The following is a 13,339-nucleotide window of genomic DNA, read 5'->3' as shown; positions in this document are numbered from 1 at the left end:
CCCCCAAGCCGAAATCAGTCTTCCTTGGCAGCCTTCTTGGCCGGGGCCTTCTTGGCGGCCGGCTTCTTGGCAGGCGCTTCTTCACCGGCTTCAGCGTCGTCAGCCTTCTTGGCAGCGGCCTTCTTGGCCGGTGCCTTCTTGGGCTTCTCTTCGCCAGCCTCGTCCGCCGAAGCCTCGTCCTTCTTGGCAGCAGCCTTCTTGGCCGGTGCCTTCTTGGCGGGCTTCTTCTCTTCGGTGGCGTCCGCGTCGGCATCGGCCTCGATGGCGGCCTGCAGCTCTTCGCGGGTCACTTCGCGCTCGGTCACTTCCGACTTCTCGATGAGGAAGTCGACGACCTTGTCCTCATAGAGCGGAGCGCGCAGCTGGGCAGCGGCCATCGGATCGTTGGCGACGTATTCCATGAAGCGCTGACGGTCTTCCGGGCGGTACTGCTGAGCAGCCTGGCTCATCAGCATCGACATTTCTTGGCTGCTCACTTCCACGCCATTGGCCTGGCCGATTTCCGACAGGAGCAGGCCCAGACGCACGCGGCGCTCGGCGATCTTGCGGTAGTCGTCCTTCTCGGCCTCGATCTCGGCGAGCGCGGCTTCCGCGTCTTCCTCGTTCTGGGCTTCCTGGGTCAGCTGCTGCCAGATCTGCTGGAACTCGGCCTCAACCATGGTCGGCGGAACCGCGAAGTCATGGCCTGCGGCCAGCTGATCGAGCAGCGAGCGCTTCATGGCGGTGCGAGTAAGACCAGCGGTCTCCTGCTCCAGCTGGCCCTTCAGCAGGCCGGTGAGCTGCTCAAGGCTCTCAAGGCCCAGTTCCTTGGCGAAGTCGTCGTCGATCTTCGATTCGGAAGGCGCCTTCACTTCGTGCACGACGATGTCGAAGGTGGTTTCCTTGCCCGCCAGGTTTTCCGCCGGGTAATCCTCGGGGAAAGTCACGGTGATGGTGCGCTCGTCACCGGCCTTGGCGCCGGTCAGCTGCTCTTCGAAGCCGGGGATGAAGCGGCCTGCGCCGATCACCAGCGGAGCCTTCTCGGCCTTGCCACCGTCGAACTCGACGCCATCAAGCTTGCCGGTGAAGTCGATGATCAGCTGGTCGCCGACAGCGGCAGCGCCGTCCTTGGCTTCGAAACGCTGCTGCTGGCTGGCGATACGCTCCAGCGATTCGGTGACGGCCTCGTCCGAGACGGGCACAGTCAGCTTCTCGAGCTTGAAACCGTCGATCGAGGGCGCCGCGATCTCGGGCAGGATTTCGAGGCTGACGGTCAGCTCGGCATCCTTGCCTTCTTCGTAGCCTTCGCCCAGCGCGACATCGGGGTTCATGGCGGGGCGCAGCGCCTTGTCGGCAACCAGCTTGTCCATGGCTTCACGGATCGCGGTGCTCAGCGCGTCGCGGTGGATCGCCTCGCCGTGCATCTTGCGCACGAGATTGGCGGGCACCTTGCCGGCGCGGAAGCCGGGCATGCGCACCTGCGGAGCGATCTTCTTGATCTCGCCCTCGACGCGCTCGGAAATCGTGGTAGCGGGGATGGTCACCGTGTAGGCGCGCTTCAGCCCCTCGTTGGTGGTTTCGACGATCTGCATTTCGCTGCCTTCCTGTGCAATTCAAGCAGGCCTTGCGGCCGATTTTCTTGACTCATCCCGGTCGGGGCGAAGCACTGGTGCGGGCGAAGGGACTCGAACCCCCACATCTTGCGATGGCAGGACCTAAACCTGCTGCGTCTACCAGTTCCGCCACGCCCGCATGGATGAAGACTGAAACTTCAAGGGACGTGCCCTTATAAGGCTGCGCGCAAAAGGGCAAGCGCCGCGACTCGTCGCAAGGCGGGAACATCCGCGCTTTTGGAGCCTTGCCGGAGCGAATGTGCACCCCAAATCGCGAAGCACACACGAAAACACGAGAGGAACGCGATCATGGCGACCCAACCTGCCCCGAATCCGGCAGACAATCCCGGAAATATTCCGCCCGAGATTCCCGCCCGGCCCGGCGACCCGACAGAGCCCTCCGCCCCCGGAGAACTACCCCCACTGGGGCCGGACACCGATGTCCCGGACGAAGGCCCCGCCGAACTGCCTTCGCAGGTCTGACGGAGCCCCTGCTCCCTCAGTTCAATAAATATCGCGCCAGGGCCTTGACCCAGTCGCCATCTGCCTGCCGGACCGCCGCACCTTCCGGGAGTGCGGCGCATTCCATGCAGTAGACCTGTGCATCGCGAGCCTGCATCATCCCGCCAAGATCGGCCAGCGCATGGGTGATCTGCGCCTGCTGGCGCGCGGCGACGAAGCCCGGATAGTCCAGCACCACCGAGGGAGTGCCCGAGCGTGCTTGCGCCCGGCTCTCCACGCCACCCAGCAGCGCGCTCCAGCCGGTAGTCTTCGAGGCAAGGTACTGCGCATGCCAGGGCTGGTTGCCCAGACCCGCCACTTTCGCCGCATAGGCCAGCGCATCGTCGAGATCGCCCATCTGGTCGACAAGGCCGATGCGCAGCGCATCATTGCCCGGCCACACGCGCCCTTGCGCGATCGCGTCGATCTGCTGCGGCGTCTTGCCCCGCGCCTTGGCGACGATGCCGACGAACTTGCCGTAAGTGCTCTCGATCGAGCCTTGCAACAGCGCATCCACGGCGGGCGAGAAACCGCCCACCACGTCAGGCTGGCCGGAAAGCGGCGTGGTACGCACGCCGTCGGTGGTCACGCCGAAGTCCTTGAGCGTATCCTCGAAGCTGGGGATCACCGCGAAGACGCCGATCGAGCCGGTGACGGTGCCCGGCTCTGCGAACACGCGCTGGCCTGCGGTCGAGACCCAGTAGCCGCCGCTCGCCGCCATATTGCCCATCGAGACGATGATCGGGATCTTCTTCGCCTTGTAGCGCAGCAAACCCTGCCGGATGTGCTCGGCTGCCATGGCCGAACCGCCGGGCGAATCGACTCGCACCACCAGCGCCTTCATGCCATCGTCGATATGATCGTCGAGCAGGTCGGCCAAGCGGTCGCCCCCGGCATTGCCCGGTCCGGCATCGCCATCGACGATATCGCCCGCGACGGTGATCACGCCGATGGTCGCGCCATCGGTCTTGACCGGATTGGCGCGCAGCCAGTCGTCGAGGTCGGTGTGGGCATAGGGCAGATCGTCTTCATCGTTCTTGCGATCGATCGCGCCTGCCAGTTGCGCCACCCGCGCGTTGAAGTCGCCTTCGTCGCCGATCCGGTCGACAAGGCCGACCATCTGCGCGCCCTTGGCGAAATCGCCGCCCGAAGCCTTGGCCCAGGCGATGGGATCGGAGACCATCTGGTCGATCTTCGCCTTCGGGCGCGCGGTGCGCACGTCCGCCAGCCAAGCCTGCCACAGCGCGCCGTACAGCTCATTGTTCGCTTCACGCGCGGGGTCGGACATGTCGGTGCGGAAGTACGGCTCGACATAACTCTTGTAGGTGCCCGCGCGGTAGATGTGCGCCTTCACCTTGAAGCGGTCCATCAGCCCCTTGTAGTACATCTGGGTGCCGCCGGGCCCGGCAACGAAGGCCCCGCCCATACCGTTCACCCAGACCTCGCTCGCGTGGGCCGCCAGCAGCATCGAATCGTCGGAATAGATATTGGCATAGGTCAGCACCGGCTTGCCCGCCTTGCGCACGACATCGATCGCCTGCCCGATATCGTGCATGTGAACGAAGCCGCCGCCGAGGAAACCGGAGAGGCCGAGCACCACCACCTTGATGCGCTGGTCCTTCGCAGCAAGGCGCAATGCGCGCTCGACATCGCGGGCCTGAAACTCGCCGGTCGGCGCACTGCGCGAGAGCAGCAGGTTCACCGGATCGATCTGGCTCTTTTCCTCGACCACACGGCCATCGAGATCGAGCAGCAGTGCCCCGTCGACCACCTTGCCGCCTGCCGGACGCATCGCCAGCACGGCATAGAGCGCGCCGAAGAACAACAGCAGGAACAGCAGCGCCAGCGCGTCCTTGATCGCCACCAGCAGCTTCCAGACCTTCTTCGCAAATACCATTGTCGCCCTATCCGCCAACTTTCGAGAACCCGGAACCTGCCCGGCTATTAGCCCCAGCAGGCCGTAAAAAGCATGAGCGCGCAACCAGTTTCCACATCTGCACACAGCACGACCGCTTTCTCACTGCTTTTCGGCTTGAGCACTCCCCCCAAGGCTCCTAGAGCCTCGACTTTGATGACAGCCCCAGAATATACTTATCCGGAAGGCCGACTGGCGTTTCCGCATCGCAGCCTCGTAGGCATCGGGGCGCTTGCCCCGCACGAAATCTGGTTCCTGCTCGATGAAGCCGAGCAGTGGGTCGAGCTGAACCGGGGGACGCAGAAACGGCGGGATCTCCTGTCGGGCCTGACCATCATCAACGCCTTCTTCGAGAACTCCACCCGCACGCTCTTGAGCTTCGAGATCGCGGGCAAGCGCCTCGGTGCCGATGTCGTCAACATGGCGGTCGCCAATTCCAGCGTGAAGAAGGGCGAGACGCTGATCGACACGGCGATGACGCTGAACGCAATGCGCGCCGATGCCATCGTGATCCGTCACGCCAGTTCGGGCGCAGTCGGCCTGATCGCCGACAAGGTGGACTGCCCGGTGCTCAACGCCGGAGACGGCCAGCACGAGCATCCGACGCAGGCGTTGCTCGACGCGCTGACCATCCGCCATGCCAAGCGCGCCTTCAACGGGCTGCGCGTGGTGATCTGCGGCGACATCCTGCACAGCCGCGTCGCCCGCTCGAACATCCTCTCGCTCGCCTCGCTGGGCGCCGAAGTGCGCGTCTGCGCCCCGCCCGCGCTGCTGCCCGAGGCAATCGAGCAGATGAACGTCAAGGTCTTCCACGATTTCGACGCCGCGCTGAAAGGCGCCGACGTGGTGATGATGCTGCGCCTCCAGCTGGAGCGCATGTCGGGCGAGTTCATCCCCTCCCCGCGCGAATACCGCCACCTCTACGGCCTCTCGCTCGACCGGCTCGCGCTGGCTGAAAAGGACGCGCTGGTGATGCATCCGGGGCCGATGAACCGGGGCATCGAGATCGACAGCAACGTGGCCGACCATGTCGAGCGTTCGCTGATCACCACCCAGGTCGAGATGGGCGTCGCCATGCGCATGGCGTGCCTCGAAGTCCTGACCCGAAAAGCACGCGGCGTGGAGGGCTGGGCCTGATGAGCATGCATCCCCCCCTCACCGTGACCGGCGGCGAAATCCTGCTGGCGGACGGTTCTACCGTTCAGGGCGCGGTGCGCTGCGAGAACGGCTTCATCACCGCTATCGGCCCCGATGTGACGCCGCAGTACGGCGATACCGTCCACGACGCGCGCGGACGTCTGGTGACGCCGGGGCTCGTCGATATCGGCGTCTTCGCGATCGACAAGCCCGCCTTCCACTTCGGCGGCATCACCCGCGCCGCGCTGATGCCCGACCAATCGACCATCCTCGATCTGCCGAGCCGCGTGCGCTACTCCGCGCTGTCGGGCAAGCCGGACCTGTGGGTCCACCCACTCGCCGCCGCGACGCGCGAACTGAAGGGCGAATCGCTCGCCGAAATCGCGCTGATGCGCGAGGCTGGCGCCCGCGCTGTCGCTACGGGCCGCCACTGGATCGGTGATTCGGGTACGATGCTGCGCCTGCTGCGCTACTGCGCGATGCTGGGCATGACGGTCATCACCCATGCCGAGGATGCCGGGATCGTCGGCAAGGCGGTGGCGACCTCGGGCGAGATGGCGACGCGCCTCGGCCTGCCCTCAGCGCCTGCTGAAGCCGAAGCACTCGCCATTGCACGCGACATCGCCCTTGCCGAACTGGCAGGTGCGGCGATCCACTTCCGCACCGTGACGACCGCCGCAGGCCTCGATCTGGTGCGCCGCGCCAAGGCGCGAGGCCTTAAGGTGACGGCGGGCACGACACCCGCCTACTTCATGCTGTCGGATCTCGCGCTGGCGAACTTCCGCACTTTCGCCCACCTCTCGCCCGCTCTGCGTTCGGAAGACGATCGCCGCGCGGTGATCGAGGCGGTGGCAGACGGCACCATCGACACCATCGGTTCGGGCCACGATCCGCGCGGGCCGGAGGACAAGCGCCTGCCCTTCACCGATTCGGCACCGGGCATGGCGGGCGCGGAAACGCTGCTGCCGCTGACGCTCAACCTCGTTCGCGAAGGCACCATCTCGCTTGCCCGCGCCTTCGACCTGCTCGCGGCCAACCCGGCCAGGCTGCTCGGCGTTCCCGCCGGACGGATCGAAGTCGGCGCCGAGGCTGACCTTGCGGTGATCGACATCGACCGCCCATGGATCGTCGATTCGGACAAGATGGCGGCAGCAGCGGGCAACACCCCGTTCGATCGCCAGCCCGTGCAGGGCCGCGTGCTCGCGCTGTTCAAGGGCGGCGCGGTCCTCCGCATCAAGAAATCGGGAAGCTGAACCCAAAAAAAGGGCCTTCGTCCGAAAACGAAGGCCCCGTGAGGTTCACATGGAACTGGTCCCGAAGGATCAGTGGTTGCCGTCAGCGACCCGAATGAGGATCGTTGACGGCGAAACGGGTGTCAGCGCCAGACTTGGGCGCCGCAGCGGAACGGCGGACGGCGCCGGGCAGTGGCTTGCTCTCGGCATAGGCGAAGCAGCCCGCGCCCCTGCCCTTGACGACCGAGCACATGGTGCGCGCCGATCCGGCATCGAAGCCCTCAGCCGAGACACGGTAGAACCGCTGGCCATTCACATCGGCTTGCGTGATGCGCATCTGGTGGCCCTTGAGGCGCGGATTGCGCGCCACGAAGGTCGCCCACGAACGCTTGGCCGCATCGAGGGTACGGAACGAACCAAGCTGGATCAGGTGATTGCCGCGCGGGGCAATCGTCCCCTGTTCAGCGAAAGCGGTACGGAAGGACTCGGCGGCAACCGGTCGCGTAGCCGGACGTACAGGCGCGCGGCGAACGGCTTCGGGCACCGGCGCGACATAGGCGGCCATGCGCATCGGTGCCGGAGCAGCCTGTGGTGCGGACATCGGTGTAACCGCTGCCTGCATCGGCCTCGCTTCGACGGGGGCGGGCGGAACGGGATTGGCCTCGGCAAGAGGCATCGCGGCATCGCCCACGGCGGGCAATTCACCCGCTGGTGTCGGGGCCGGATCGGCCTTCGCCATGCGCGGCGCATCCGCTTTCGGGCCGTTGAGTGCCAGCGCCTCGGGCTGGCCGGGGTCGCTCACCATCGGCGCGCGCAGAAGCCCTGCCACGCGTAAACGATAGTTCTCGGGCGCGCTCTCGCGCGACCATTCGCCAAGGCGCGCATCCGCCTGATCCTGCGTCAGATCCTGCGAGGCGATGACATGCGCTGCGCCCCAGTTGCCGGACAGGGCATAGGCATAGGCAAGGTTCTGGCGCATCCGCGCGCTTGCCTGGCCACCGCGCACGGCATCGGTCAGGATATTGACCGCCTGGTCGGGGCGACCGGCCAGCGCCAGCGCAAGACCGTAGTCGCTGACAGGGATGACCTGCGAGGATTCGGACAGGACCCGCAGCGCATCCTCCTGACGCCCGGCACCGATATAGGCGAGCACGGAACCCAGCGCGATCGAAGCACTCTTGTCGCCCAACGAGCGGGCATCGTCGAAAGTCTGCGCCGCCGATTCGAAGCGACCGGCATCAAGATAGGCCTGTGCCAGCGCAGCGCGTGCACCGGCATCGCGTGGCGCCTTGGCAACGCGGCTCTCAGCCGTCTCAAGGCCTTTAGCCCCCTTCTCTGTCGCGCTCTGTCCAACCGGCGCTCCGGCGCTGGCGACATGGGTCTGGCCCGTGCATCCTGCCACCAGAACGGCAGCCATCGCACTGGCCAGCGCGAACCCGCCACGACGGGCGTGAAGATCAGAACGGTCCATCAGGCACCTGCCTCGTTCAGCCGTTGGAAGGCGTAAAATTTAACCATGTCAGTTACCTGCAATCCGTCGCCCGAAGCCGCCAGCCGCCCTTGCAACGGCAACCGGCGCGGGCTGAATGCTGGGAGCGGCGAAAATCGTGCGGCGGAAATTCTTCTCCAACCGGTCGGCAACGTAGCTCCACAGCGCCACGACTTCCTGCGAGGACCGCCCTTGCGGGTCGACTTCCATCACGGTGCGCCCGTCGATCATGGAGGCCGCAAAATCAGTACGTTGGTGCAGCGTGATCGGTGCCACCGTGCCGTGCTGCGACAGCGCGACAGCGGCCTCGGCGGTAATCCGCGCCTTGGGCGTCGCGCCATTCACTACGAAAATCAAAGGCTTGCCAGAACGCTCGCAAAGATCGACCGTGGCGCCCACGGCGCGCAGATCGTGCGGGCTGGGTCGCGTCGGCACGACAACAAGCTCGGAAACAGAGATAACACTCTGAATAGCCATGGTAATCGCAGGCGGTGTATCGATCACCGCCAGCTTGAACCCCTGCTGGCGCAAGGCCTGAAGGTCTGCCGCCAGACGATTCACCGTAGTCTGCGCGAAAGCGGGCATTTCCTCTTCGCGCTCGTTCCACCAGTCGGCCAGCGAGCCTTGCGGATCGATGTCGATCAGCACCACCGGCCCTGCCCCTGCGCGCTCGGCCTGCACAGCGAGATGGCCGGACAGGGTGGTCTTGCCCGATCCGCCTTTCTGCGATGCCAATGCCAGTACGCGCAATGCCTGAACCCCCGAGTGCGTCCGCAAAATAGAACGAAGAGCCTGTGCCCTGCTTCGGGAAATCGCAGATCGTTCCTAATTTCCGGTTAATCCTCGGGATTATCGCTTCCGCGTCGGAACCTGACGCATAACCACCACTTCTTAACCCCCACGCGGCATGTAAGAGCCACGCAAGCGCGGTAAACGGGCCCATCCCCCGGCCTTTCAGGTCAGGCAACGACTGGGCGATGCCATTCCCGCGTGGTAGTTAACGGCGCCCGACGGCGGGCAGGCGACAGGCAGGACTTGAAGACGTGCGACACTTTTCCACCCGGCCCCTGCTCGCAACGTTGAGCATCGGCATCCTCGCGGCAACCGCCCCTGCCCTCGCCGATGTGAAAGCAGGCGTCGATGCCTGGTCCGCCGGGAACTACGACGCAGCGATTCGCGACTGGAAACCGCTCGCCGATGCCGGGGACCCTGACGCCGAGTTCAACCTTGCCCAAGCCTACAAGATGGGACGCGGCGTCCCGCTGGACCTCGACAAGGCGGAGGAACTCTACGGCAAGGCCGCCGCGCAAGGTCACGTGCAGGCCGCCGACACCTATGGCCTGCTGCTGTTCCAGCGGGGGATCGCCAGAAGGCGCTGCCTTATGTGGAAGCCTCGGCCAAACGCGGCGATCCGCGCGCCTGGTACATTCTGGGAATCGCCCACTTCAACGGCGATCTCCTGCCCAAGGACTGGGTCCGCGCCTATGCCTACATCAGCCTGGCGCAACAGGCGGGCCTGCCGCAGGCCGGTCGCGCGCTGACGCAGATGGACAGCTACATCCCGCTGGCCCAGCGCCAGCAGAGCGTGCCTGTCGCCAGCCAGATCGCATCCGCTGCCGAATCCACCCGCGCCCAGCAACTGACCTCCGCGTCGCTTGGCACCGATTCTCCGCGCGTCCCGGCAACCAAGCCGCACTCGGCACCGGCGGTGAAGGACAGCCCTCAGATTGCCGCTGCCGATCCCGGCGAGATGGACAGCCCCGCCACTGCCGGTGCCGACTATGCCCGCCCTCGCGTCGCGACGAGTCAGGCAAAGGCACAACCAGCACCTCGCCCTGTCGTAAGTCAGACCGCCGAACCGGAGCCGAAACCCGGACCCAAGCCCGAGCCTAAAGCCAGCCAGAAACCGGCACGTCCTGCATCCGGCCCCTGGCGTATTCAGTTCGGCGCGTTCGGCGTCGCCTCCAACGTGGATGCGCTCTGGAGCAAGCTTGCAAAGCGCCCGGAACTCGCGGGACATCCCAAGATCGTCAGCTCTGCGGGGCGCCTGACCAAGCTCCAGGCCGGAGGCTTTGCCAGCGAAGCGGACGCCAGCACGGCTTGCTCACGCCTGAAATCGGCAGGGTTCACTACCTGCGTGCCGACCCGCGATTGAATACCTCCGCCACGGTTCATGCGCGATCGGGAGAGCGGCTGGTTACACTTGACCTGATCCGCGGCGTTGCCGTGCTCGGCATTCTGGCGATCAACATTGCCGGTTTTGCGGGGCCTACTGTGGGTACGAGCACACCTGACTGGCCGCATCCTGCCGGAACGTTGAACGAGGCCGCCTTCGCGCTTGGCCTCGTCTTCTTTGAAGGCAAGATGCGCGCGCTGTTCTCCATGCTGTTCGGTGCAGGCCTCGCGCTGTTCACCGAACGCATGACCGCCGCGGGACGCGATGCCGAGCAGTTGCAGATCCGTCGTCTGTTCTGGCTGATCGGCTTCGGCTTTGCGCACTATGTCCTGCTGTGGTGGGGTGACATCCTGTTCGTCTACGGAGTCTGCGGCCTCTGTGTGCTGGTCATTTCGCAGCAGCCGGAGCGACGGCTTCTGCCCATAGCCCTGGCAATCTTCATTTTGTGGCACCTATGGGGACTCGCTGCCGAACTGCCGGACGCCTGGGCCGAACAGGCGCTCGCGAGCGGAAGCGCTTCCGCCTCCCAGATCACCTTTGTCGAAGGCTGGCAGTCACGCGCTCTGGCCTGGATGGCACAGGAGAATGCCGAGGCCCATCTGCCGTGGCTCACGCAAATCGGCACCAAGCTGTCGGAGCGCCCCCTGTGGCAGATCGACATGCTGAGCAGCATCGCCGGGGAGACCATTCCGCTGATGCTGATCGGCATGGCCGCCTATCGCAGCGGCATTCTGCAATCCGTACGCCGCCGCCTGCTGCTCTGGAGCGGTCTTGCCCTGACCCTTGCGGGCCTTGCCCCGACGCTTGGCTTCGCGATCTGGGCATGGCGGCACGGCTTTCCCCCTCTGGCGATGCGCGCGGCGCTGGATGCCGGCCTTGCCTTGCCCAATCTTCTGGCGGCCACCGGCTATGGCCTGCTGCTGATCGTGGCGTCTCCCGCCCTTGCTAAAACCCGCATCGGCCATCGCCTAATTGCTGCCGGACGGACCGCATTCAGCAATTACCTTGGCACCAGCATCGTCATGACGGTGCTTTTCCAGGGCTGGGGCGGCGACCTGTTCGGGCGAATCGGAGCCGCCGGACAATGGCTTTTCGTGCTGGCCGCATGGACCGCGATGCTGATCTGGAGCCCGCTATGGCTGATTCGCTGGCGCAGAGGCCCCTTCGAATGGGCATGGCGATCGCTCACGGAGAAAAAATTTCTCTCCAACCGTCTGAAATGACGAACATCGATGCGACGAACCGAGCCTTGTTAATGCAAATCCATCGCAACATCACTTGCGATTGATTATCACCCGCGTATATTCCGAGGATAGCCAAGGGACTCGAAGCATGTACGTGTGTATCTGCAATGCCATCCGCGACAACGATCTGCGCTGCGCCGCCCGCCAATGCGGCAAGCAGAACGCGCACGCCGTTTATGCCTCGCTTGGCCGGACTCCGCAGTGCTGCCAGTGCCTTGACGAGGCCGAGGATATCATCGCGGAAGAGTTTCAGTCGGTCGCACAGGCAGCCTGATACGTACTCGCAGTGTCGCTGCGATTGTCACGCAGCAGCGTAAACGAAGTATCCCGCGACTGTCTTGCAGAAACAACTGGGCCAACTGCAACTTTGTCGCAGTTTTAGGCCGATTCGCAAAGGCGTTTTGATACGCCCCCTGCCTTGCCAAGCCTTCTACCCGGGCATATTCGGGTCGCCAACATTTCAAGGAGGCGGCTCGTCATGAAGGGCGATCAGAAGGTCATCGAATTTCTCAACAAGGCGCTCTACAACGAGCTGACCGCGATCAACCAGTACTGGCTGCATTACCGCATGCTGGATAACTGGGGCATCAAGAAGCTCGCCGAGTACGAGCGCCACGAATCCATCGACGAGATGAAGCACGCCGATACGCTGGCGGACCGCATCTTCTTTCTCGATGGTCTCCCCAACTTCCAGCACCTGGGCAAGCTCAAGGTCGGCGAGACGGTCGAGGAAATCCTCAAGTGCGACCTCGCGCTGGAACATGAGGCCATCCCGCTGCTGCGCGAAGCCATCGCCTACTGCGAGACCGTGCGTGACTACGTGAGCCGCGAAGTCTTCGAGCGTATCCTCGAAAACGAGGAAGAGCATGTCGATTGGATCGAGAAGCAGTTCGACATGATCGAGCGCATGGGCATCGCCAACTACTGCCAGCTCCAGAGCAAGGCAGCGGGCGAAGACTGACGATGATGACAAGCGAGCGGTACGTGAATTTCGTCGAACATCTCGGCCTTTCCGTTCCGCTCGTTCAAGCCCCCATGGCGGGAGTATCGACCCCCGCCATGGCTGCGGCCGTATGCGAGGCCGGGGCACTCGGCTCGCTTGGCCTTGGCGCCATGACTGCGGATCAGGCCGCCGCGACCATCGCCGACCTGAAGGCGCGAACGGCACGCCCGTTCAATCTCAACCTCTTCGTGCATGCAACGCCGGTGCCTGATCCCTCTGGAGAGGCAGCATGGCTGGACGCACTGACGCCCCTGTTCGCGAGCTTCGACGCCGAATCGCCCAAGGCACTTGAGACGATCTACGCCTCGTTTGCTCAGGACGATGCAATGCTGTGCGTGCTCGTCGATGCAGCGCCTGCCGTCGTCAGCTTCCATTTCGGCCTTCCGGATGCATCCCGCCTCGCCGCATTGCGAGGCGCGGGCTGCCTGCTCGTCGCCAGCGTCACCAGCCTTGCCGAAGCGCAGGCTGCGGCAAGAGCGGGAATCGATGTGCTCGTCGCGCAAGGTTGGGAGGCCGGTGGCCATCGCGGCATGTTCGATCCCGAAGCTCCCGATGCACAACTCGGCACTTTTGCGCTCACGCGGCTGCTGGTGCAGTCGCAGCCCCTGCCGGTCATCGCCGCAGGCGGGATCATGGACGGCGCGGGTATTCGCGCCGCGCTAGATCTTGGTGCAGCAGCCGCACAACTTGGCACCGCTTTCGTTGCCTGTCCCGAATCGGCAGCCTCCGACGCCTATCGCGCCGCACTAACCGGCCCCGGCGGCCACACCACACGGATGACCCGCGCCATTTCCGGGCGACCGGCACGCTGCCTCGGCAATGCCTTCACCGCGTGGGGTGACACCCACGTCGAATTGACAAACCCGGCCTATCCCCGCGCCTACGACGCCGGCAAGGCGCTTGCCGCCGCTGCTCGCGCCAAGGGAGAGTTCGGGTTCGATGCGCAATGGGCCGGACAAGCCGCACCGCTCGCCCGCGCCCTTCCTGCCGGCGATCTCGTGGCCCTGCTGGCACGGGAAATCGCAGCGGGTTCGCGCTCCTGACGGGGAC

Annotated in this window: 13 protein-coding genes and 1 tRNA gene; 9 read left to right on the top strand and 5 right to left on the bottom strand. The window is 64.9% G+C overall.

The genetic code is table 11. From position 1 onward, the window contains the following. Positions 1-14 precede the first annotated feature (14 nt). Together tig and CI805_RS06865 are read right to left on the bottom strand one after the other, a co-directional pair. On the bottom strand, positions 15-1,571 hold the full coding sequence (tig, locus tag CI805_RS06870; RefSeq protein WP_260927464.1) for a trigger factor: 1,557 nt from the start codon (positions 1,569-1,571) through the stop codon (positions 15-17). 75 nt (positions 1,572-1,646) lie between these two features. Further along, positions 1,647-1,731: transfer RNA gene (locus tag CI805_RS06865), tRNA-Leu, on the bottom strand. A gap of 170 nt (positions 1,732-1,901) precedes the next feature. Here CI805_RS06865 and CI805_RS06860 point away from each other — a divergent pair. Further along, positions 1,902-2,075: a hypothetical protein gene (locus CI805_RS06860; protein ID WP_260927462.1), complete on the top strand. Its 174-nt coding sequence runs from the start codon at positions 1,902-1,904 to the stop codon at positions 2,073-2,075. A 16-nt stretch (positions 2,076-2,091) separates the two neighbouring features. Here the strand turns inward: CI805_RS06860 and sppA are convergent, their stop codons facing one another. Then, positions 2,092-3,990 carry a signal peptide peptidase SppA gene (gene sppA, locus CI805_RS06855; protein ID WP_260927460.1) on the bottom strand — a complete coding sequence of 633 codons (1,899 nt, stop codon included), beginning with the start codon at positions 3,988-3,990 and terminating at the stop codon, positions 2,092-2,094. 174 nt (positions 3,991-4,164) lie between these two features. Between sppA and CI805_RS06850 the strand changes: the two genes are divergently transcribed. Both CI805_RS06850 and CI805_RS06845 read left to right on the top strand, forming a co-directional pair. Next, positions 4,165-5,145: an aspartate carbamoyltransferase catalytic subunit gene (locus CI805_RS06850; RefSeq protein ID WP_260927458.1), complete on the top strand. Its 981-nt coding sequence runs from the start codon at positions 4,165-4,167 to the stop codon at positions 5,143-5,145. Then, positions 5,145-6,398 carry a dihydroorotase gene (locus CI805_RS06845; protein ID WP_260927456.1) on the top strand — a complete coding sequence of 418 codons (1,254 nt, stop codon included), beginning with the start codon at positions 5,145-5,147 and terminating at the stop codon, positions 6,396-6,398. Before CI805_RS06850 ends, CI805_RS06845 begins: the two co-directional genes overlap by 1 nt. A gap of 82 nt (positions 6,399-6,480) precedes the next feature. Here CI805_RS06845 and CI805_RS06840 read toward each other — a convergent pair whose 3' ends face one another. Together CI805_RS06840 and CI805_RS06835 are read right to left on the bottom strand one after the other, a co-directional pair. Next, positions 6,481-7,848, bottom strand: coding sequence for an SPOR domain-containing protein (locus CI805_RS06840; RefSeq protein ID WP_260927454.1), 1,368 nt, complete (start codon positions 7,846-7,848; stop codon positions 6,481-6,483). 48 nt (positions 7,849-7,896) lie between these two features. Next, the gene (locus tag CI805_RS06835) at positions 7,897-8,616 is read right to left on the bottom strand and encodes a ParA family protein (RefSeq protein WP_260927844.1); all 720 of its coding nucleotides are present in this window, start codon (positions 8,614-8,616) and stop codon (positions 7,897-7,899) included. Positions 8,617-8,909: 293 nt separating this feature from the next. Between CI805_RS06835 and CI805_RS20845 the strand changes: the two genes are divergently transcribed. The 6 genes from CI805_RS20845 to CI805_RS06810 all read left to right on the top strand — a co-directional run bounded on the left by CI805_RS20845 (position 8,910) and on the right by CI805_RS06810 (position 13,332). Further along, complete coding sequence (locus tag CI805_RS20845) at positions 8,910-9,407, top strand: hypothetical protein (protein WP_313958536.1); 498 nt, start codon at positions 8,910-8,912, stop codon at positions 9,405-9,407. Between the two features lie 5 nt (positions 9,408-9,412). Then, complete coding sequence (locus CI805_RS20840) at positions 9,413-10,021, top strand: SPOR domain-containing protein (RefSeq protein ID WP_313958543.1); 609 nt, start codon at positions 9,413-9,415, stop codon at positions 10,019-10,021. Next, entirely contained in the window at positions 9,967-11,265 is a 1,299-nt protein-coding gene (locus tag CI805_RS06825) for a DUF418 domain-containing protein (RefSeq protein WP_260927452.1), read from the top strand. Before CI805_RS20840 ends, CI805_RS06825 begins: the two co-directional genes overlap by 55 nt. A 109-nt stretch (positions 11,266-11,374) precedes the next feature. After that, positions 11,375-11,560: a bacterioferritin-associated ferredoxin gene (locus CI805_RS06820; RefSeq protein WP_260927451.1), complete on the top strand. Its 186-nt coding sequence runs from the start codon at positions 11,375-11,377 to the stop codon at positions 11,558-11,560. Positions 11,561-11,764: 204 nt separating this feature from the next. Continuing rightward, positions 11,765-12,247 carry a bacterioferritin gene (gene bfr, locus CI805_RS06815; RefSeq protein WP_260927450.1) on the top strand — a complete coding sequence of 161 codons (483 nt, stop codon included), beginning with the start codon at positions 11,765-11,767 and terminating at the stop codon, positions 12,245-12,247. A gap of 23 nt (positions 12,248-12,270) precedes the next feature. Next, entirely contained in the window at positions 12,271-13,332 is a 1,062-nt protein-coding gene (locus CI805_RS06810; protein ID WP_313958542.1) for a nitronate monooxygenase, read from the top strand. Positions 13,333-13,339 lie beyond the last annotated feature (7 nt).

The organism is Novosphingobium sp. 9 (genome assembly GCF_025340265.1).
GTDB lineage: Bacteria > Pseudomonadota > Alphaproteobacteria > Sphingomonadales > Sphingomonadaceae > Novosphingobium.
Note: the sequence above shows the minus strand (reverse complement) of the source record. Positions and strands in the feature narration are given on the sequence as shown.

Coding starts and splice junctions, on each gene's coding strand:
- tig (WP_260927464.1), bottom strand. CDS start 1,571: ATGCAGATCGTCGAAACCACCAACGAGGGGCTGAAGCGCGCCTACACG.
- CI805_RS06860 (WP_260927462.1), top strand. CDS start 1,902: ATGGCGACCCAACCTGCCCCGAATCCGGCAGACAATCCCGGAAATATT.
- sppA (WP_260927460.1), bottom strand. CDS start 3,990: ATGGTATTTGCGAAGAAGGTCTGGAAGCTGCTGGTGGCGATCAAGGAC.
- CI805_RS06850 (WP_260927458.1), top strand. CDS start 4,165: ATGACAGCCCCAGAATATACTTATCCGGAAGGCCGACTGGCGTTTCCG.
- CI805_RS06845 (WP_260927456.1), top strand. CDS start 5,145: ATGAGCATGCATCCCCCCCTCACCGTGACCGGCGGCGAAATCCTGCTG.
- CI805_RS06840 (WP_260927454.1), bottom strand. CDS start 7,848: ATGGACCGTTCTGATCTTCACGCCCGTCGTGGCGGGTTCGCGCTGGCC.
- CI805_RS20840 (WP_313958543.1), top strand. CDS start 9,413: ATGGACAGCTACATCCCGCTGGCCCAGCGCCAGCAGAGCGTGCCTGTC.
- CI805_RS06820 (WP_260927451.1), top strand. CDS start 11,375: ATGTACGTGTGTATCTGCAATGCCATCCGCGACAACGATCTGCGCTGC.
- bfr (WP_260927450.1), top strand. CDS start 11,765: ATGAAGGGCGATCAGAAGGTCATCGAATTTCTCAACAAGGCGCTCTAC.